Source organism: Paraburkholderia sediminicola (assembly GCF_046027825.1).
GTDB lineage: Bacteria > Pseudomonadota > Gammaproteobacteria > Burkholderiales > Burkholderiaceae > Paraburkholderia > Paraburkholderia sediminicola_D.
In genome coordinates this window covers 52,703-73,938 of sequence record NZ_JAQQDU010000023.1, presented here as the reverse complement: position 1 = coordinate 73,938, position 21,236 = coordinate 52,703, and the positions used below count along the sequence as shown (strand labels likewise).

The following is a 21,236-nucleotide window of genomic DNA, read 5'->3' as shown; positions in this document are numbered from 1 at the left end:
TTTGCATCCGTCTGAGCGGATCACACAAACATCATGCCTAAGAAACGTTCATCTCCCAATCGCAACGTGCAGATCGCCGATCAGATCCAGCGCGACCTTTCCGAGTTGCTGCGCGAGGTCAAGGATCCGCGCATCGGCCTCGTCACGATTCAAAGCGTCGAACTGACGCCCGACTACGCGCATGCGAAGGTCTACTTCACGACGCTGACTGGCGACCCGCAACAGACGCTCGAAGCACTTCAGCACGCGGCCGGTCATCTGCACAATCTACTGTTCAAGCGCCTGCACATCCATACCGTGCCGACGCTGCATTTCCATTATGACCAGACGATCGAACGAGCCGTCGAAATGTCCCGTCTGATCGACGAGGCGAACGCCAATCGCGCGAAAGAAGACTGAGCGCGCGGTTCGCGTTTCTGGCTGCACTGCCTCAGTGGCCATTCATTTAGCGCTGTTTCCGACTACTTCGAAGACTCTGTCTTTCTGACATGACCGCACCTCAACGCCCCCGCGTGCCGCGTCGCGCGCTCGACGGCGTACTGCTGCTCGACAAGCCGCTCGGCCTGTCGAGCAACGACGCGCTGATTCGCGCGAAGCGTCTCTATCTGGCTAAAAAGGCGGGCCATACCGGCACGCTCGATCCACTTGCCACGGGTCTCTTGCCGCTCTGTTTCGGCGAAGCCACCAAGTTTTCGCAAGATCTGCTCGAAGCCGACAAGACCTATGAGGCGACCATGCGCCTCGGTATCCGCACGACCACCGGCGACGCCGAAGGCGAAGCAATCGACACGCGCGAGGTGACGTGCGATCAGGCTGCCGTTCAGGCGGCCATGCAGACGTTTCTCGGCGACATCATTCAAGTCCCGCCGATGTATTCGGCGCTCAAGCGCGACGGCAAACCGCTATACGAATATGCGCGCGCAGGTCAAACGGTGGAGCGGGAAGGGCGTCAGGTGACGATTCACGCGCTCGACATGCTGGCCTCTGCGTTGCCCGATGTGACGTTTCGCGTGACGTGCAGCAAAGGCACGTATGTGCGCACGCTCGCCGAGGATATCGGCGAAGCACTCGGTTGTGGTGCGCATCTGGTTGCGCTGCGGCGTACCGGCGTCGGCGCACTGACGCTGGAGCATGCGGTGACGCTCGACGCGTTGTCCGATGCGACGGAGACCGAACGTGATACGTGGCTGCAACCGGTCGACGCATTGCTGTCCACATTCCCGCTCATCACCCTGGACGAAGACGCGACCCGTCGCTTCCTGCACGGTCAACGTCTGAAGCTCTCCGAGTTGACGATCACCGGCGACGCAGTGAATGCGCCTCGAGTGCGCGTGTATGCAGCAGAAGGGCGTCTGCTTGGGGTCGCGAAGCAAGGCGAGGGCGTATTGGCGCCCGAGCGGCTGGTCGTCACCGCAGAGAGCTAGGCAGAAACATCAGCAGCAACAACGAAAAAGGCGGGACCGCTCGACAGCGGTCCCGCCTTTTTTCCCACCTACAGCCCGCATCGCGGACGGAAGCTAAACCGTCAATGCGCTGCCGCGGCCGCCGCACCCGCATCACCCCCGGCGCGTTCCGGCTTTGCCATCCAGATCAGCGCGATCAGTGCGACAAAGATGCCCGCCGATACAAAGAACAGATCGTTCACGCCTAACTGCGCGGCCTGCTGCGTCGCCATCGTATTGAACAGACCATACGCCTGCGGCTGACTGTAGCCCGCCGCACCCATCTGTCGGATCGACTGATCGAACACCGGGTTGTACGCGCTCGCCTGTTCGGCTAGTTGCGCATGATGCATGATGGTGCGGTGATCCCACGCGGTCTGGAAGATCGACGTGCCAATCCCGCCGCACATGATCCGCACGAAATTCGACAAGCCTGACGCAGCCGGAATCCGGTTGCCAGGCAAACCCGACAGCGTGATCGACACCAGCGGGATGAAGAACCCGGCCATGCCGATGCCTTGAATCAGCGTCGGCACCAGCAGCGAATAAGTATCGACGCCGGTCGTATAGCGCGAGCGCATCCAGAAACACAAGGCGAACACGAGGAACGACAAGGTCGAGATATAGCGCGGATCGGTGCGCGGCAAAATCTTGCCGGTGATCGGCGACAGCAGCACGGCGAACAGGCCCACCGGCGCCATCACGAGACCTGCTTCGGTGGCCGTGTAACCGATGTCGGTTTGCAGCCACAGCGGCAACAACACGAGGTTGCCGAAGTAGAGCCCATAGCCGATCGACAACGCAACCGTGCCGCTCGTGAAATTACGTCGCCTGAAGAGCGACAGATCGACCACCGGATGATCGGCCGTCAATTCCCAGACGATAAAGAACGCGAGCGAAATCACCGCTGTCAGCGCCAGCACGACAATGGTGGTCGACGAGAACCAGTCGAGGTCCTTGCCCTTGTCGAGCATCACCTGCAGCGAGCCGACCCAGAGGATCAGCAGCCCGAGACCGACGCCGTCGATCGGTGCCTTCTTGATAACCGAATCGCGCTTGCGGAAGATCATCCACGTCGCTCCTGCGGCGATCGCGCCGACTGGAATGTTGACGTAGAAAATCCACGGCCACGAGATGTTGTCTGAGATCCATCCGCCCAGAATCGGCCCGGCCACGGGCGCAATCAGTGTGGTCATCGCCCACATCGATAGCGCCATCGGCGCCTTGGCGCGTGGATAACTGGCGAGCAGCAGGGTTTGCGACAGCGGAATCATCGGACCGGCCACGGCGCCTTGCAGCACGCGCGAGGCAAGCAGGAACGGCAGGGTGGGCGCGAGACCGCACATCCATGACGAGATCACGAACAGAATGATCGACGCCATGAACAGGCGCACCTGGCCGACACGGTCAGTGAGCCAGCCGGTCAGTGGCACGGAGATCGCGTTCGCCACCGCGAACGACGTGATCACCCACGTGCCCTGGTCAGCCGACACCCCGAGGTCGCCCGAAATTGACGGGATCGACACGTTCGCAATCGAGGTGTCGAGCACATTCATGAACACGGCGAGCGACACCGCGATGGTGCCGATCACCAGCTGCGCGCCCTCGAGCGGCGGATGAGGGACTTGCGCCTGAGCCTGAGCCATTAAAAAAGCCTTCTTTTATGAATCGTCGCGCCGCTTACATCAGCTTCGCGGCGGGCTTGGCCGCGCCGGCTTGAGCCGACTTCTGCGAGCCGCCGTTCGGACCTGCATTTTCCGAAATGATGCGAGCGATTTCAGCGTCGGCCTGGTCGCCATACTTCTCGAACACGTTGGTCTCGTAGACCGTGTTCGGTGCTTCGCCGAGCTGGCCGCCGCTTTGATCCTTGATGCTGACGTCAGCTTGCATCGACAGGCCGATGCGCAGCGGATGCTTTTCAAGTTCCTGCGGGTCGAGCGCGATCCGCACCGGCAGACGCTGCACCACCTTGATCCAGTTGCCGGTCGCGTTCTGCGCGGGCAGCAGCGAGAACGCCGAACCCGTGCCCGCCGAGAAGCCGACGACCTTGCCGTGGTACACCACTGACGAACCGTACACATCGGCGGTCAGTTCGACCGGCTGGCCGATATGCATGTACTTCAGCTGCACTTCCTTGAAGTTCGCATCGACCCATACGCCGCCCAGCGGCACGATGGCCATCAGCGGGGTGCCCGGCGAGACGCGCTGGCCGACCTGCACCGAGCGCTTCGCGACGTAGCCCGTGACCGGCGCCGGCAGGTTGTTACGTGCGTTGTTCAGGTAAGCGTCGCGGACTTTCGCGGCGGCAGCCTGCACGTTCGGGTGATTCGCGATCGTGGTGTTCGCGGTCAGCGCGCGGTTCGATGCCAGTTGTTGCTCGGCGGCGTCGACCGACGCTTGTGCGCTCTTCACGGCGTCGCGGGCGTGCGAGATTTCTTCCAGCGACACGGCGCCGGTTTGCGCGACCGCCATGCGCCGCTTCAGGTCGTCCTGCGCGCGCGACAGGTCGGACTGGCGCTGGGCAACTTGCGCCTGATACTGGTTGTCGTCGGCGAACAGGCCGCGCACCTGGCGAACCGTCTGCGCAAGATTCGCTTCGGCCTGTTCGAGCGCGACGCGCGCGTCGGCCGGATCGAGCACGACGACCGGGTCGCCGGCCTTGACGGTTTGCGTGTCGTCCGCGTTCACGGCGATGACCGTGCCGGTGACTTGCGGCGTGATCTGCACGACGTTGCCGTTCACATATGCGTCGTCGGTGTCTTCATGGAAGCGCGCGACGAGGAAGTAGTAAAGACCGTAGGCGACCGCGGCGATCAGGATCACGATGACGAGCAACGTCATCATGCGCTTGCGTTTGCCGTTGTTCGCCGATTGTGCGGGGGCAGCGGGCTGCTGGGGGGTGCTCATTGATGTGCTCCGGGTTCTCTCAAGCGTCGTCGTTTATTCGGATGTTCGTGCGGATTCAGTGTGGCTTCGCTGCGGGTTCGGCTTGTGCGTTCGCTTGTGCACTCAGTTTGCAGCGGCGGTCGCGGCGGTGGCCGATGCCGGGGCATCGGTCGGCACCACGAGGCCGGTCTGCGTGGCGTCGAAACCGCCACCGAGCGCCTTGATGAGGCCAATCTGCAGATCGCGGCGGCGCATCTTCAGGCTCGTCACCGTCTGTTCGGCAGCAAGGCGGTTCTGGTCGGCGGTCAGCACCTGCAGTTGTTCCGACAGGCCGGCCTTGTAGCGGATCACCGCCAACTGATAGGCCTTGGTCGACGCGTCGAGCGCACGCTGGGCATCGCCCGATTGCTGGTCGATCGAACGGATCGAAGACACTTGCGTCGCGACATCCGAGAGGGCATTGATCAGCGTCTGGTCGTAGTTCGCCACATCGAGGTCGAAATCGGCAAAGCGGCCCTTCAACTGTGAGTGCAGCGCGCCGGCGTCGAAGATCGGCAGGTGAATCGCCGGGCCGAATTGCACCTGACGACTGCCCGACTTGAAGAAGCGGCCCCAGCCGAACGCGTCGAAACCGAAACCGGCGGCGAGGTTGATGTCCGGGAAGAACTCAGCCTTCGCTTCCTTGACGTCGTGCATCGCGGCCTCGACCTGCCAGCGCGCGGCGACGATGTCCGCGCGGCGGGCCACGAGGTCGGCCGGCAAGTTGTTCGGCAGCGCAACGGTGTCGCCGGTGGTCAGAACCGGCTTGGCGATCTGCAGGCCACGATCCGGACCTTTGCCGAGCAGCGCGCCCAACTGATAGCGCACCACGGTGATCTGGCCGTCGAGATCGGTCAGGTTCGCCTGGCTGGTCGCGATGTTGCCGTTCGCGGTTTGCCGTTCGACGTTGGTATCGAGCCCGGCGGCGACGCGGCCGTTGGTGATGCGGCCGATGTCCTGGCGGTTGGCGATTTCGCGCGCGGCGATGTCGCGGAATGCGTACAACTGGGCGAGCTGGTTATAGGTGCTCGCCACCGATGCGGCGAGCGTCACGCGCGCCTGCTGCATGTCGGCTTCCGCGGCCTTTTCCTGCGACACGGCCTGACCGAGGCGCTGGCGGTTCTTGCCCCACAGGTCCAGATCCCACGATGCGCTGGCCAGCACGTTGTTTTCGCTATACCAGGTGCCGCCGTACGGAGGCGGGTAGAGCGCGTTAGCCGAGAACAGCTCGCGAATCCATGAGTAGCTGCCGTTGATCTTCGGGTACAGCGCCGAGCGCGAGCTTTCAATGTACGACGAAGCCTTGGCGAGGCGTGCCTGCGCCTGCGCGATCGAGGGGCTGCCTTCCAGCGCTTCCGCGATCAGCTTCGGCAGTTGCGGGTCACCGAACTGGTTGGCCCAGTCGAGCGACGGCCACTGGCCGCCCTGGCTGGGCAGGCTCTGGGTGGCTTCGTACTGAGCCGGCGACGAGATCTGCTTGTCGCTCTTCATACCGAAGTAGTTCGCGCACCCCGTGAGGGCGAGCGCCGTCACCGCAGCGGCGACAGCGGCCCGGCTCGAAAGCGCGGGCGCGGACAGGGAAAGGGATTTCATCGCTCGACTCTTTGAGTGGAATGTAATGATGGACACTGCAAGCAATTTATTACGATTTGCTGTCAAAATTGCTTGCTGCATCACGGGTTAGCCCCGGTGGTTGTTCGCCGGAATTGACGAGTACGCGACGCAGCATGCTCTTCAGGAAGCCCACTTCTTCCGGGGTGAATCCGCCCAGCAGGCTGTCCAGCACACCGTTGAAAATGGCGGGCATTTTGGCCGCGATCGCATGACCTTCCGGTGTCAGCGCGAGCCGTACGACCCGCCGGTCTTCGTTGCTGCGCACTCTTGTCAGCAGGCCGCGCTTTTCCAGTCGATCGACGAGGCGCGTGACGGCGCTTGCGTCAATGCCGTATTCGCGCGCCAGTTCGGCTGCCAGCAGGCACTTGCCGCTCGCCACCATGAACAGGATGCTGCCTTGCTGGCTGGTGATGCCCAGCTCCGCCATGCTGCGTTGGGTGACCAGGTTGGACAGGGTCGATTTCACTCGTGAGATCAGATAGCCAACGCTTTCGCCTAGCTGGTACTCGCTGATGTCTGAGTCCGGGATTGAGGACGGATCCGTCATGATTCTCGTGCGAATGCAATGGTTGACTAGGCAGGATTATAGGCAGCGGTTGATTGACGCGGCAAGCGTTATTACAGCTTAGGCAAGGAACTTTTTCTGCTCAAGGCACAATGTGCGCGGGTTTGCGTAGGGTATTGCTGACGTTTGGCGGGCTTTCTTCCTACGGGCCTTCACATGAAAGAGGGTAGGCCCATCAGGGAATACCAGAAAGCTTCATTTGGGCGTGCTATAATGTTGGGTTCCCAAAAGTGCGCTTTGGGCTTTGTTGGCTTCGTACACAAATGCTGCTGCTGGCGCACTCAACTGTCTCCAGGTTCCTATGACTCGCGCCCTACGCAATATCGCCATCATCGCCCACGTCGACCACGGCAAGACCACGCTCGTCGACCAGCTCCTCCGCCAGACGGCCACGTTCCGCGATAACCAGCAGGTTGTCGAGCGCGTGATGGACTCGAACGACATCGAAAAGGAACGTGGCATCACGATTCTTTCGAAGAACTGCGCGGTCGAGTACGAAGGCACGCACATCAACATCGTCGACACCCCGGGCCACGCCGACTTCGGCGGTGAAGTGGAGCGCGTGCTGTCGATGGTCGACTCGGTGCTGTTGCTGGTCGACGCAGTCGAAGGCCCGATGCCGCAAACGCGCTTCGTGACCAAGAAGGCGCTGGCGCTCGGTCTCAAGCCGATCGTTGTGATCAACAAGGTTGACCGGCCTGGCGCGCGGATCGACTGGGTGATCAACCAGACCTTCGACCTGTTCGACAAGCTGGGTGCAACGGACGAGCAACTCGACTTCCCGATCGTCTACGCATCGGGTCTGAACGGCTACGCCGGCCTGGCGCCGGACGTGCGCGAAGGCGACATGCGTCCGCTGTTCGAAGCCGTGCTGCAACACGTGCCGGTTCGCCCGGCTGATCCGGCAGCGCCGCTGCAACTGCAGATCACTTCGCTGGATTACTCGTCGTACGTCGGCCGTATCGGCGTGGGCCGCATTACGCGTGGCACGATCAAGCCGGGCATGTCCGTCGCCGTGCGTTCGGGCCCCGATGGCGCGATCCTGAACCGCAAGATCAACCAGGTGCTGTCGTTCAAGGGTCTGGAGCGCGTGCAGGTTGACTCGGCTGAAGCCGGCGACATCGTGCTGATCAACGGTATCGAAGAAATCGGTATTGGCGTGACCATCTGCGCACCGGAACAGCCGGACGCGCTGCCCATGATCACCGTCGACGAACCGACCCTGACGATGAACTTCCTCGTCAATTCGTCGCCGCTGGCCGGCCGCGAAGGCAAGTTCGTCACGAGCCGTCAGATTCGCGACCGCCTGATGAAGGAACTGAACCACAACGTGGCGCTGCGCGTGAAAGAAACGGGCGACGAAACCACGTTCGAAGTGGCAGGCCGCGGCGAGTTGCACCTGACCATTCTGGTCGAAAACATGCGCCGTGAAGGCTACGAGCTGGCCGTGTCGCGTCCGCGCGTGGTGATGACGGAAGTCGACGGCGTGAAGCACGAGCCGTACGAAAACCTGACGGTCGACATGGAAGATGGCCATCAGGGTGGTGTGATGGAAGAGCTGGGCCGCCGTAAGGGCGAAATGCTCGACATGGCGTCGGACGGCCGCGGCCGTACGCGTCTCGAGTATCGTATTTCGGCGCGTGGGCTGATCGGTTTCCAGGGCGAATTCCTGACGCTGACGCGCGGTACGGGCCTGATGAGCCACACGTTTGACTCGTATCAGCCGGTCCGGGAAGGTGGTGTCGGCGAGCGTCGTAACGGCGTGCTGATTTCGCAGGACGACGGCGCGGCAGTGGCGTACGCACTGTGGAAGCTGCAGGATCGCGGCCGTATGTTCGTGTCGCCGGGCGAGCCGCTGTACGAAGGCATGATCATCGGCATTCACAGCCGTGACAACGACCTGGTCGTGAACCCGATCAAGGGCAAGCAACTGACCAACGTGCGTTCGTCGGGTACGGACGAAGCGGTGCGCCTCGTGCCGCCGATCCAGATGTCGCTGGAATACGCGGTTGAATTCATCGACGACGACGAACTGGTCGAAGTCACGCCGAAATCCATCCGTCTGCGCAAGCGTTACCTGAAGGAGCACGAGCGCCGCAGCGCCAGCCGTAAGGGCGCAGTGGACTAAGCATCCGCCTGGCATCCAGGTTGATGGCAAGGCAAAAGCCACCTTCGGGTGGCTTTTGCCGTTTCTGAGCCACCAGTCGAGTGGGCCGTATGGGTCGTGCGAATTGCATTGCACGCCGTTGTTCGCGGTTGGCGGGCCGATTGCAGGTGTTTGTCCCCGTTTTCCGCAGAAGACTGTTGCGAGTAGCGGTAATGTCGCTGAAAGCCCGTCGCCATGGGCTTGAGCGGCAATCCGTCTGCTATCTGCACTATCCGTTCTGTGATATGCTCCCGGGGTGCAAAGTTTTAGGTCCTTCCAAGCAAGACTTGATTCGCGCAATCCGCTAAACGGTCAGGCCGTGTCGCGGAAGGTTCTGTAACCCGCTATTTCTCGAGAAACTCGAAGAAAGGTGAGCGTAAAAATGATGAAGCAATTCCAGTCGAACTCTTATCTGTTCGGCGGCAATGCTCCGTACGTAGAAGAAATGTACGAAGCGTATCTCGATAATCCGGCGTCAGTGCCCGAGAACTGGCGCAGCTATTTCGACGCGTTGCAGAACGTCCCTGCATCGGATGGCAGCAATGCCAACGACGTGGCCCATGGCCCGATCGTCGAATCGTTTGCGCAACGGGCCAAGGCTAATGCCTTTATCCCGCGCACGGCGGCTGGCGGCGAAGATCTCGCTACCTCCCGCAAGCAAGTCTATGTGCAGTCCCTCATCGGCGCATATCGCTTCCTCGGCTCGCAATGGGCCAATCTCGATCCCCTGAAGCGTCGCGAACGTCCCGCTATCCCCGAACTTGAACCCGCGTTCTACGACTTCACTGAAGCCGACATGGACCAGGAGTTCAGCGCAACGAATCTGTATTTCGGATTCGAGCGTGCTTCGCTGCGCGAGATCGTCCAGGCCCTGCGTGATACGTACTGCGGCACGATCGGCGCCGAGTACATGTACATCAGCGATCCGGAACAGAAGCGCTGGTGGAAAGAGAAGCTCGAGTCGATCCGTTCGACGCCGAACTTCTCCAATGAAAAGAAAAAGCACATCCTGAATCGCCTGACGGCCTCTGAAGGCCTCGAGCGCTTCCTGCACACCAAGTACGTCGGCCAGAAACGCTTCTCGCTCGAAGGCGGCGAAAGCTTCATCGCGTCGATGGACGAAGTCGTGCGTCACGGCGGCGCAAACGGCGTTCAGGAAATCGTCATCGGCATGGCCCACCGCGGCCGTCTGAACGTGCTGGTCAATACGCTTGGCAAGATGCCGGCTGACCTGTTTGCCGAATTCGAAGGCAAGCACGTCGACGACCTGCCGGCTGGCGACGTGAAGTACCACAAGGGTTTCTCGTCGGACGTTTCGACCGAAGGCGGCCCGGTTCACCTGTCGCTTGCGTTCAACCCGTCGCACCTCGAAATCGTCAACCCGGTGGTCGAAGGCTCGGCCAAGGCCCGTATGGATCGCCGCGGCGACGACAGCGGCCTGCAAGTGCTGCCGGTGCAGATCCACGGCGACGCGGCCTTCGCGGGCCAGGGCGTCGTGATGGAAACGCTGAACCTCGCGCAAACGCGCGGTTACGGCACGCACGGCACGCTGCACATCGTCATCAACAACCAGATCGGTTTCACGACGTCGGACCCGCGCGACTCGCGCTCCACGTTGTACTGCTCGGACGTCGTCAAGATGATCGAGGCGCCGGTACTGCACGTGAACGGTGACGATCCTGAAGCGGTTGTGCTGGCTACGCAGCTGGCTATCGACTTCCGGATGCAGTTCCACAAGGACGTCGTCGTCGACATCGTCTGTTTCCGCAAGCTGGGTCACAACGAGCAGGACACGCCGGCTGTCACGCAGCCGCTGATGTACAAGACGATTGCGAAGCACCCGGGCACGCGCGCACTGTACGCTGAGAAGCTGGTGCAGCAAGGCGTGATCACGGCGGCTGATGCAGACGAATACGTCAAGGCGTACCGCAAGGCAATGGACGAAGGCCATCACACGGTCGACCCGGTGCTCTCGAACTACAAGAGCAAGTACGCGGTGGATTGGGTTCCGTTCCTGAACCGTAAGTGGACCGACGCAGCTGACACGGCAGTGCCGCTGGCTGAGTTGAAGCGTCTCGCTGAGCGCGTCACCACGATCCCGGAAAACTTCAAGGTTCACCCGCTGGTTGAGCGCGTCATCAACGACCGTCGCGCGATGGGCCGTGGTGAAGCGAAGCTCGACTGGGGCATGGGCGAGCATCTGGCATTCGCGTCGCTGGTCGCATCGGGCTATGCAGTGCGCCTGACCGGTCAGGACTCGGGCCGCGGCACGTTCACGCACCGCCACGCGGTGCTGCACGATCAGAACCGCGAACGCTGGAACGACGGCACCTACGTGCCGCTGCAGAACATCGCCGAAGGTCAGGCGAAGTTCACGGTGATCGACTCGGTGTTGTCGGAAGAAGCGGTGCTGGGCTTCGAATACGGTTACTCGACCGCTGAACCGAATACGTTCGTCGCGTGGGAAGCGCAGTTCGGCGACTTCGTGAACGGCGCGCAAGTCGTGATCGACCAGTTCATCTCGTCGGGCGAAGTGAAGTGGGGCCGCGTGTCGGGTCTCACGATGCTGCTGCCGCACGGCTACGAAGGTCAAGGTCCGGAGCACTCGTCGGCACGTATCGAGCGTTTCCTGCAACTGTGCGCAGATCACAATATGCAGGTCGTTCAACCGACCACGCCGGCGCAGATTTTCCACCTGTTGCGCCGTCAGATGATCCGCCTGTTCAGGAAGCCGCTGATCGTCGCTACGCCGAAGTCGCTGCTGCGCCACAAGGAAGCCGTGTCGGATCTGTCCGAACTGGCGAAGGGCGCGTTCCAGCCGATCCTCGGCGAAATCGACGAAGCGATCGAGCCGAAGAAGGTCAAACGCGTGGTGGCCTGCTCGGGGCGCGTGTACTACGACCTGCTGGCGCATCGCCGTGAATCGAAGTCGAACGACGTCGCGATCATCCGTATCGAACAGCTCTATCCGTTCGCGCATAAGCAGTTCGAAGCGGAAATGAAGAAGTACGACAACGCGACCGAAGTGGTCTGGGTGCAGGACGAGCCGCAGAATCAGGGCCCGTGGTTCTACATCGAGCACCACCTGAAGGAAGGCATGAAGGAAGGGCAGAAGCTGGCGTACAGCGGACGTCCGGCTTCGGCCTCGCCGGCAGTCGGCTACTACGCGAAGCACTACGAGCAGCAGAAGGCGCTGATCGAAGGCGCTTTCGGCCGCCTCAAGAGCGCGTCGATCGCTAAATAAATATTAGAACCGGGAAAGCGCAAGGCGCTTTCCCGTGCCGCGTCTGAAAGATCATTCACGGCATTCGAGGTTCGCAGGCGGTCGTCGCGGGTCCGTGGATCGCGCGCCGTCACCCGATACGTATTCAGGATATTCATAATGGCTATTGTTGAAGTCAAGGTTCCCCAGCTGTCCGAGTCGGTCTCGGAAGCCACCATGCTGCAGTGGAAGAAGAAGCCCGGCGAGGCTGTTGCTCAAGACGAAATTCTCATCGAAATCGAGACCGACAAGGTCGTGCTCGAAGTGCCGGCACCCTCCGCCGGCGTGCTTGCACAAGTGATCGCGAACGACGGCGATATCGTCGTCGCGGATCAGGTGATCGCCAAGATCGACACCGAAGGCACGGCAGGCGCTGCTGCTGTCGAAGCCGAAGTGAAGCCGGCTCCCGTTGCCGCGCCGGCACCGGCACCGGCCGCTCAGGCTGCATCCGCAACGGGTGCGAACACCGCTGCTTCGCCGGCTGCCGGCAAGCTGATGGCCGAGAAGGGCCTGGGCGCGGGCGACGTCGCCGGCACGGGCCGCGACGGCCGCATCACCAAGGGTGACGTGCTGACCGCGGGCGCACCGGCCGCCAAGGCTGCTGCACCGGCACCGGCTGCCGCACCGAAGGCTGCCAAGCCGTCGCTGCCGGACGTCAAGGCGCCGGCATCGGCCGACCAATGGCTGAAGGACCGCCCGGAACAGCGCGTACCGATGTCGCGTCTGCGTGCGCGTATCGCCGAGCGTCTGCTCGAGTCGCAGCAAACCAACGCCATCCTCACCACGTTCAACGAAGTGAACATGGCGCCGGTGATGGACCTGCGCAACAAGTACAAAGACAAGTTCGAAAAGGAACATGGCGTGAAGCTGGGCTTCATGTCGTTCTTCGTGAAGGCGGCTGTCCACGCGCTGAAGAAATTCCCGCTCGTGAACGCGTCGATCGACGGTAACGACATCGTCTATCACGGCTACTTCGACATCGGTATCGCGGTCGGTTCGCCGCGTGGCCTGGTGGTGCCGATCCTGCGTAACGCAGATCAGCTCAGCCTCGCCGAAATCGAAAAGAAGATTGCGGAATTCGGCCAGAAGGCTAAGGACGGCAAGCTGTCGATCGAAGAAATGACGGGCGGTACGTTCTCGATCTCGAACGGTGGTGTGTTCGGTTCGATGCTGTCGACCCCGATTATCAACCCGCCGCAATCCGCGATTCTGGGCGTGCACGCCACGAAGGAACGCGCTGTGGTCGAAAACGGCCAGATCGTGATCCGTCCGATGAACTACCTGGCGCTGTCGTACGACCACCGGATCATCGACGGTCGCGAAGCGGTGCTGTCGCTGGTCGCGATGAAGGATGCGCTGGAAGACCCGGCGCGCCTGTTGCTCGACCTGTAAGCACTGGCTCGGCTGGCGCCGGCTTGTCATCGCGCAAGTCGACGCCATATAAGCAGCACGTCTTTAGCATTCCGCAGTACTGGAACGACGCGCGCCACGAAGCGTGGTCGCGCGTCGTTCCGTCATCAAAAGGATTGTCATGTCCAAAGAATTTGACGTCGTCGTGATCGGCGCCGGCCCCGGCGGTTATATCGCCGCTATCCGCGCAGCGCAGCTCGGCAAGACGGTCGCATGTATCGAAAAATGGAAGAACCCGGCCGGCGCGCTGAAGCTCGGCGGCACGTGCCTGAACGTGGGTTGCATTCCGTCGAAGGCGCTGCTCGCGTCGTCGGAAGAATTTGAAAACGCGTCACACCACCTTGCTGACCACGGCATCTCCGTGGAAAACGTGTCGGTCGATATTTCGAAGATGCTGGCCCGCAAGGAAGGCATCGTCGAGAAGATGACCAAGGGTATCGAATTCCTGTTCCGCAAGAACAAGATCACGTGGCTCAAGGGCCATGGCAAGTTCACCGGCAAGACGGACGCCGGCGTGCAGATCGAAGTGAGCGGCGAAGGCGAAACCGAAGTCGTGACGGCGAAGAACGTCATCATCGCAACGGGTTCGAAGGCGCGCCATCTGCCCGCCGTTCCGGTCGACAACAAGATCGTTGCCGACAACGAAGGCGCACTGACGTTCGACTCCGTGCCGAAGAAGCTCGCCGTGATCGGCGCGGGCGTGATCGGTCTGGAACTCGGCTCGGTGTGGCGCCGTCTGGGCTCGGACGTGACCGTGCTCGAAGCGCTGCCGGAATTCCTCGGCGCGGCTGACCAGGCGCTGGCGAAAGAAGCCGCCAAGCAGTTCAAGAAGCAAGGTCTGGACATCCACGTCGGCGTGAAGGTCGGCGAAGTGACGACGACCGACAAGAGCGTCACGATCAATTACACGGACAAGGACGGCAACGCGCAAACGCTCGAAGCCGACCGCCTGATCGTGTCGATCGGCCGCGTGCCGAACACCGACAACCTCGGTCTCGAAGCAATCGGCCTGAAGGCCAACGAGCGTGGCTTCATCGACGTTGACGACCACTGCGCGACGGTTGTGCCGAACGTGTACGCAATCGGCGACGTGGTGCGTGGTCCGATGCTCGCGCACAAGGCTGAAGACGAAGGCGTGATGGTGGCCGAAATCATCGACGGTCAGAAGCCGCATATCGACTACAACTGCATTCCGTGGGTTATCTACACCGAACCGGAAATCGCGTGGGTCGGCAAGACCGAGCAGCAACTGAAGGCCGAAGGCCGCGAAGTCAAGACGGGCCAGTTCCCGTTCATGGCGAACGGCCGCGCGCTCGGTATCAACAAGGCGGATGGTTTCGTCAAGATGATCGCTGACGCAAAGACCGACGAACTGCTCGGCGTGCACATCATCTCGGCGAACGCATCGGACCTGATCGCGGAAGCCGTGGTGGCGATGGAATTCAAGGCGGCGTCGGAAGACATTGGCCGTATTTGCCATCCGCACCCGTCGCTGTCGGAAGTCATGCGCGAAGCGGCGCTCGCCGTGGACAAGCGCGCGCTGAACATGTAATCACGCGCACGCCTGGCTGAACGCAACTCTGGCATCACCACAAAGGCGGGCGGGTTCACTCCCTCCCGCCTTTCTTTTTGCAGCAACACAATGAACGTCACCGAATACTACGAAAAAGAACTGCAGACGCGGGGTTATCAATCGGACCCGGCGCAACGCGCGGCAGTTGACCGTCTGCAGCGGTGCTATGACGAGTGGGTCGAGTACAAATCGCGCCGCTCGAATGCGTTCAAGAAGCTGATCATCCACCCGGACCTGCCGCGCGGCGTGTACATGTGGGGCGGCGTAGGGCGGGGCAAGAGCTTCCTGATGGACAGCTTCTACATGATCGTGCCGGTGCAGCGTAAAACGCGGCTGCATTTCCACGAGTTCATGCGTGAGGTGCATCGCGAACTGGAAGATCTGAAAGGCACGGCTGATCCGCTCGACGAACTCGCGCGCCGTATCGCCAAGCGCTACCGGCTGATCTGTTTCGACGAATTCCACGTGTCGGATATCGCCGACGCGATGATCCTGTACCGTCTGCTCGACAAACTGTTCGAGAACGGCGTGCAGTTCGTGATGACCTCCAACTACGATCCGGACACGCTGTATCCGGACGGTCTGCATCGCGACCGTATGTTGCCGGCAATCGAACTGATCAAGTCGAAGCTCGACGTGATCAACGTCGATGCGGGTATCGATTACCGGCAACGCACGCTGGCCCAGGTCGAGGTGTATCACACGCCGCTCGGCGCGGCGTCGGACAAAGCGTTGCGCGACGCGTTTTCGCGCCTTGCAGCGGTTCCCGATGAGAGCCCTATCCTGCGTATCGAAAAGCGGGAGCTGAAGGCACTGCGGCGCGCTGACGGCGTCGTATGGTTCGATTTTGCGACGCTCTGCGGCGGTCCGCGCTCGCAGAACGACTACCTGGAACTGGCGAGCCGTTTTCACGCGGTGATCCTGTCCGGCGTGCCGCAGATGTCGGTGCGCATGGCCTCGGAGGCGCGCCGCTTTACGTGGCTGATCGACGTGTTCTACGACCACAAGGTCAAGCTGCTGATGTCGGCCGCGGTGCCGCCCGAGCAACTGTATCTCGAAGGGCCAATGGCCAACGAATTCACGCGCACGGTGTCGCGCATCGTCGAGATGCAATCGCAGGAATATCTGGACTCACCGCGCCGGATCGTCGATACGTCGCTGACTTAAGTCGTCGCGTGATGCGGCCGCCGATGCTTTTGCGATAGATCACGGTCCGCTTAGCAAAGAGGCGGTGTCCGAAGTCGTATTTTCAAGATTCGGATTGGTCTTATATTCCGTCGGCGGGCGCCTGGATATCTTCTTTGTCATGGTTCTGACAAAGGAGAAACCATGAATCCGTACCGTGATATCAATGATGAAGAATGGCAACGCATTGCACCGTTGCTCCCTGAACTGCGTCCGCGCTCCGAACTGCGTGGCAGGCCGCTCGCCAATACGCGCTCGGTGCTCAACGGCGTGCTGTGGGTGATGTATAGCGGCGCGACCTGGTCCGCCATGCCGCGCAAATATCCATCGTATCAAACCTGCCATCGCCGCTTCAAGGCGTGGTATGAATCCGGCGTGCTCAAGCGCGTCATGGATCAGTTGTTCGGCGAGGCGAGCGAAGAACTCTGTAGCATGATGGAAGGGCGCATGCGCACGCATGTGAGCGCGCAACAGAAGAGCGTTGACGCAGAAAAGGTTCCGGCCACGGCACCTGCGGCGTATAGCCCGGCATCGGTCAAGCCGTTACCGTCTTCGCCGTTCGCGTATACGTCGCCCTTCAAGCACGCTGCATGACAACGCCAACCAGCCAGACGCAAACAAAAAAACGGCCGGACAATGGTGGTCGTCGGCCGTTTCTTCTGGTTCCATCCGGGCAGCATGTGTGGCTCTGATGGAACGTTACCTTAGCGTGTCAGGCATCGGCGCCTGAACGAGGCGCTCACTATTGCTGACGAACCCACGTCTGCGAGCGGCCCAGCAGCGAAACGCCGATGTAACCACGCACCACCAGCTTGTTCCCACCTTCTTCCAGGTGCATCTTGCACTTGTAGACCTTGCCGTTTTCCGGGTCGAGAATCTGCCCGTGATCCCAGCCGTCGCCGTCCTTTTTCATGTCGCTGATGATCGTCATGCCGAGAATCAACTGGTCCTTGCGCGCGTCGGTACATTCAGTGCAGCGGCGATCCGGTTGATCGTTTGCACCGAGTCCCTTGATCACCTTGCCGTTCAGCGAGCCACTGCCGTCCTGTGCAATTTGCACGAGCGCCTTGGGCTGGCCGGTGCTGTCGTCGATGGTTTGCCACATGCCGACCGGGGAATCGGTTTGCGCCATTGCGGTGACGGCGCTGACGAGCAGCACGCCGGCGAGGGCGGCTTGTTTGGCTGTGCGAAGCGCGATTGTGCGCGCGCGTTGAGTGAATTGCATCATTGTCTTCCTCCTTGATTAAAGACGGCGCGATCATGGTCGCGCGGCGTTATTGACATCTCGGGCAGTCTTCAGCAACCGGCCGCCGTGATGTCTGGGGGTGCCCCTCAGGTTCAACTTCGGCTACATCGGTCTGCGACTCGCGGCAAGGGTGCCGCGAGTCGCACGTCGTCATCGCAGAATACGTGAAGTGCGCCTGAAAATGCGCGCAGCGTTTGATAGTGGAACCTCTAATCAGCACGCGGCATGTCTGAGTATCAGTGAGTGTCAGTTCAGTTGATACGAGAATGTCGCGTTGATGCGTGGGTTGCGCGACGCGCTCTCCACCGGCGCGTCGCCGATCGGTTTGGCCACCGACAAATCCAGGCTGTAATACTTCGCGTCCGAGATCCGGAAGCCGAACGCAATCGAGGACATCTTCGACGGCGAGGGCGTCCCCGCATGCAGATACACGCGGGCCATGTCGAACGAGACATAAGGGGTAAAGGTGCGTAGATAGGTGAAGCCCGGCGTAAAGCCCCGGTTGACTTCGAACATGGCCCCCCAGCCCGAATCGCCCGATGCCTCGCCCGGTTCATAACCCTGCGCAAAACGTTGCGCGCCGAACGAGATCTGTTCCGACGTCGGTAGCGAGACGGGGCTGTACTGACCAGTCAACGAAACCGCGGTGCCGATCTTTAGCGGCCACTGGTTGGTTTGCGAAAAACTTGCGCCGGTCCGCACGAAAGTGATCGACGCCGGATTCGTGACCGTTGTGCCGGGCACGTTCGAGTCGCCGGATTTCGACGCGCCAAGGATATTGAATGCCTTCGCCACATTGATACTTGCGTGGCGCACCTGGTCCGTGTCCACGCTGGCGTAGTCGGCCTGCAGTTGCATCACCCGCACCTGCGAGCGCAAGCCGATCTGCGCGCCGGTGTCCTGGTTGTTGTAGCGATCTTCGTCGTGCGAGGCATAGACCGAAGCGGTGCCGATCACGCTTTGCTTGTTGCTCAACAGGAGCGGATAGGCCAGTGAACCGCCGACCTTGTCGTTGATGACCGTGCGCGCGACGTAAGAGGGCAGGCCGGGATTGTCGACCGGATTGCCGCGATAGTGCGACGCGTCGATCTTCCCCATCAGACCATCGCTGCCGATCGGTACCGCAGCGTGCGCGGCGAGATAGGTGACATTGTCACGGCCCTTCGGCAGCAAGGCCGACACGCTCAACTGTTCGCCGAGTGCGGTCAGGCCGTTTTCGGTTGCCGTCAACAGGCCCTGCACGCCGGGGTGATTGAAGTCGATACCCGTGCTGAGGTCGAACGGTTTGCGGTCTACGTTCAACTCGAGCGTGGTGGCGCCGTCGGTATTTTGCGGGGGCGCCACATTGGCCGCGACTTTCACGCCGGGCAACAGCCCCAGCACGTTGATGTAACGCTCGAAGGTGGCACGCCGCAACGGCCGGTCGGCGACGATGTGGTCGGCGATCGCGCGGATCTTGTCTTCGACCGCGCCGGGTTTGCCCGTTACCTTGACGGTGGACACGTAGCCTTCGACCACCGTTACGCGCACCACGCCGCCTTCGAAAGTTTGGGCGGGGATGAACGCGAACGACAGTGCATAGCCGCGATCCTGATACAGCTTCGTGACGCCGTTGGCGACCTGGATCAGATCGCCGATGGTGGTGTCTTTGCCGACGAGAGGCGTGAAGCGCTGCGCGACTTCGTCGAACGGAATGGACTTCACGCCCTCGACCTGAATCTTTGACGGCGTCAGATGGCGGGCGAGCAGTTCCTGAAGTTGAGGGGCTTGCGGCGCGACCTGCATGGTCACGTTCGGGCCTTTGTCGGGCGCCTTGATTTGTGGCAGCGTATCCATCGGGTTGCCGCCGACTGACGGGCTGGGGCGTGACTGCGCTTGCGCTTCCATCTGCATCCCGCTTGCCGCAATCGCTGCGAGCAGGAGGGTCCATGTACTACCGTACCCGAGTTTCATCGGATTTTCCTCGTATGCCGTTTTTGTCTTGCGGGCGCGCCGCCTGGCCGGGCTGGTCGCGATCGCTTATGTGTGGCTCGACGCATACTGCCATGCTTATATGTATAACGTCACGTGCTCCGTCGGGCTTGAGCATCGGCTGCAAAAGCACGGAGCACGTGATGAGGCGCACTGCTGATGCGCGCGGCGTAATGGGGCGTCCAATGGGACGCCTTATGCGCGCGGCATCAATGAGCGACCTGTGCGGACTACTTATGGCTCACCGGCACCAGGCCGCCAAGCAGGGTCGTCAAGCCGCCCGTCGCACTGCTTGAGCCGCTCGTCGAACCTGCCGCCGAGCTGAGTGCGCCGGTCAACTGGCCGACGAGAGCGGTTACCGGAGCGAGCGGGCTGCTGCCGCTGCTGCCCGATGCGCTGCTGGTGACGCCGGAGAGTGCGCCGGTCAGTGTCGACAGCGGATTCGATGCGCTACCCGTGCCACCCAACGTCGAGGTCAGCGAACTCAAGGGCGTGCCACCCAGCAATGACGTCAGCGGACTCAGCGGTGAGCCGCCCGTCCCCGAGGTCAGCGAACCCAAAGGTGTGCCGCCCAGCAATGACGTCAGCGGACTCAGCGGCGAGCCGCCCGTCCCCGAGGTCAGCGAACCCAAGGGCGTGCTGCCCAGCACCGAGGTCAGGCCGGCCAGCGGCGTGCCGCCGAGCAGCGTCGACAGCGAGCCGATCGGATTGCTGCCGAGCCCGAGACTCGCGAGCGAGTTTTGCAGCGGGCTGAGCGGGTTGCCGTTGGCAGGCGGCCCATTGACGACGGCCACGTTCGTGCTGCCGACGAGGCTCGTAATCAAGCCGGGAATCGGATTCGCGCCATTCGGGCCGTTCGGATTAACGAGGCCGCCAGCGTTCGTCACCGTGTTGCCCAGCGAGCCGACGAGCGTGCCGACATCGGCGCCGAGCGGGTTCTTCGTTGCCGCGCCGACTTGCGAGCCGGCCGAGCTCACGGCACCGCCGATTTGCGCGAGCAGGCCGCCTACCGGCGCGCCGAGGCCGGTCTGCGTGCCGACCGTCTGCGTTACGAGTCCAACGGTCTGCACGATCGGTGTGATCGCGGTGCTGATCGGCTGGGTGATCTGCTGCACCGGCACGGAGGCCAGCGAATTGCCAAGCGTCGCGCCACCAGCGTTCAGTGCGCCCGCGGTGGTGGCGAGGACCGTTGCCAGCGGCGTGGTGAGCGGCGACAGCGGTGCGAGGTTGCCGGTGCCGAGGCCACCGACCGTGGTGCTCAGACCTTGCACGACACCGCTCGTCGAGCTGACCACCGAACCGAGTCCGGCGACCGTGGTGCCGACCGGATTGGAGGTCACGCCGATTTGCCCGACGCCGCCGCTTACCGCATTGGCGAGCGAGTTCAGCGTGTTGCTCGTGCTCGAAACCGCGTTGCCGAGGCCTTGCGTGACTTGCGGGCTAAGACCCGGAATCGTCTGCGAGGCGATCGTGTTGCCGAGGTCGCTGGTGGTCTTGGCGGCGGCGGTGGCGACGCCGTTGGTGCTCGCGGAGGTGGAGGTGGTCGGGCCGCCGCTGGTCGAACCGCCGCCGCCGGCGCTACCGCTGCCGGATGCGCTCGATGGCACAGTGACGCCATTGCCGCCACACGCCGCGAGCAAGCCGGCGACCGCGACGGCGATCAACGGTGCGCGCAACGACGACACGGTCGCGCACGCCGCATGGAGAGTAAAAAAACGTTGGTTGGACATGTGTGCTCCTCAGTGTCTTCTAGGTGTCGTGTGCGTTTGGTTCCGTGCGCCGGTGCAACAGGTGTCTGAGCGGCGCGGCTCAATTCAGCCAGGTTCCGGCGGAGCCGGGGTGCGGCTGGCGGGCCGCACTCCGGACGCCAGATTGCCGGTTACTGCACTTCTTTCGA

The 21,236-nt window shown here is 62.0% G+C and carries 15 protein-coding genes; 8 read left to right on the top strand and 7 right to left on the bottom strand.

Translation table 11 applies throughout. From position 1 onward, the window contains the following. The first annotated feature begins 33 nt into the window (after positions 1-33). Positions 34-399: a 30S ribosome-binding factor RbfA gene (rbfA, locus tag PQQ96_RS15250; protein ID WP_408293080.1), complete on the top strand. Its 366-nt coding sequence runs from the start codon at positions 34-36 to the stop codon at positions 397-399. Positions 400-488: 89 nt separating this feature from the next. Then, a complete protein-coding gene (gene truB, locus PQQ96_RS15245; protein WP_408293077.1) occupies positions 489-1,424 on the top strand; it encodes a tRNA pseudouridine(55) synthase TruB in 936 nt (311 codons plus the stop codon). A 101-nt stretch (positions 1,425-1,525) separates the two neighbouring features. Here the strand turns inward: truB and PQQ96_RS15240 are convergent, their stop codons facing one another. The 4 genes from PQQ96_RS15240 to PQQ96_RS15225 form a co-directional block, all read right to left on the bottom strand. Continuing rightward, a complete protein-coding gene (locus tag PQQ96_RS15240) occupies positions 1,526-3,088 on the bottom strand; it encodes a DHA2 family efflux MFS transporter permease subunit (RefSeq protein WP_408293074.1) in 1,563 nt (520 codons plus the stop codon). Between the two features lie 34 nt (positions 3,089-3,122). Beyond that, a complete protein-coding gene (locus tag PQQ96_RS15235) occupies positions 3,123-4,349 on the bottom strand; it encodes an HlyD family secretion protein (protein WP_408293071.1) in 1,227 nt (408 codons plus the stop codon). Positions 4,350-4,451: 102 nt separating this feature from the next. After that, a complete protein-coding gene (locus tag PQQ96_RS15230) occupies positions 4,452-5,960 on the bottom strand; it encodes an efflux transporter outer membrane subunit (RefSeq protein ID WP_408293069.1) in 1,509 nt (502 codons plus the stop codon). A 49-nt stretch (positions 5,961-6,009) separates the two neighbouring features. Continuing rightward, positions 6,010-6,528: a MarR family winged helix-turn-helix transcriptional regulator gene (locus PQQ96_RS15225; protein WP_408293066.1), complete on the bottom strand. Its 519-nt coding sequence runs from the start codon at positions 6,526-6,528 to the stop codon at positions 6,010-6,012. 319 nt (positions 6,529-6,847) lie between these two features. On the opposite strand from PQQ96_RS15225, the gene typA reads away from it, so the two are divergent. The 6 genes from typA (at position 6,848) to PQQ96_RS15195 (ending at position 16,716) form a co-directional block, all read left to right on the top strand. Beyond that, on the top strand, positions 6,848-8,674 hold the full coding sequence (gene typA / locus PQQ96_RS15220) for a translational GTPase TypA (protein WP_408293063.1): 1,827 nt from the start codon (positions 6,848-6,850) through the stop codon (positions 8,672-8,674). 400 nt (positions 8,675-9,074) lie between these two features. After that, a complete protein-coding gene (locus tag PQQ96_RS15215) occupies positions 9,075-11,936 on the top strand; it encodes a 2-oxoglutarate dehydrogenase E1 component (protein WP_408293060.1) in 2,862 nt (953 codons plus the stop codon). A gap of 138 nt (positions 11,937-12,074) precedes the next feature. Further along, positions 12,075-13,346, top strand: a complete 1,272-nt coding sequence (gene odhB, locus PQQ96_RS15210; RefSeq protein WP_408293057.1) for a 2-oxoglutarate dehydrogenase complex dihydrolipoyllysine-residue succinyltransferase — start codon at positions 12,075-12,077, stop codon at positions 13,344-13,346. Positions 13,347-13,485: 139 nt separating this feature from the next. Next, positions 13,486-14,916: a dihydrolipoyl dehydrogenase gene (gene lpdA / locus PQQ96_RS15205; protein ID WP_408293054.1), complete on the top strand. Its 1,431-nt coding sequence runs from the start codon at positions 13,486-13,488 to the stop codon at positions 14,914-14,916. Positions 14,917-15,006: 90 nt separating this feature from the next. Continuing rightward, positions 15,007-16,104: a cell division protein ZapE gene (zapE, locus tag PQQ96_RS15200; RefSeq protein ID WP_408293051.1), complete on the top strand. Its 1,098-nt coding sequence runs from the start codon at positions 15,007-15,009 to the stop codon at positions 16,102-16,104. 162 nt (positions 16,105-16,266) lie between these two features. Further along, complete coding sequence (locus PQQ96_RS15195) at positions 16,267-16,716, top strand: transposase (RefSeq protein WP_408293048.1); 450 nt, start codon at positions 16,267-16,269, stop codon at positions 16,714-16,716. Positions 16,717-16,864: 148 nt separating this feature from the next. On the opposite strand, the gene PQQ96_RS15190 is transcribed toward PQQ96_RS15195, so the two are convergent. The 3 genes from PQQ96_RS15190 to PQQ96_RS15180 form a co-directional block, all read right to left on the bottom strand. Continuing rightward, complete coding sequence (locus PQQ96_RS15190; RefSeq protein WP_408293045.1) at positions 16,865-17,350, bottom strand: DUF2147 domain-containing protein; 486 nt, start codon at positions 17,348-17,350, stop codon at positions 16,865-16,867. Positions 17,351-17,614: 264 nt separating this feature from the next. After that, entirely contained in the window at positions 17,615-19,321 is a 1,707-nt protein-coding gene (locus PQQ96_RS15185; RefSeq protein ID WP_408293043.1) for a ShlB/FhaC/HecB family hemolysin secretion/activation protein, read from the bottom strand. Between the two features lie 248 nt (positions 19,322-19,569). Beyond that, positions 19,570-21,069 carry a collagen-like triple helix repeat-containing protein gene (locus tag PQQ96_RS15180; protein ID WP_408293040.1) on the bottom strand — a complete coding sequence of 500 codons (1,500 nt, stop codon included), beginning with the start codon at positions 21,067-21,069 and terminating at the stop codon, positions 19,570-19,572. Positions 21,070-21,236 lie beyond the last annotated feature (167 nt).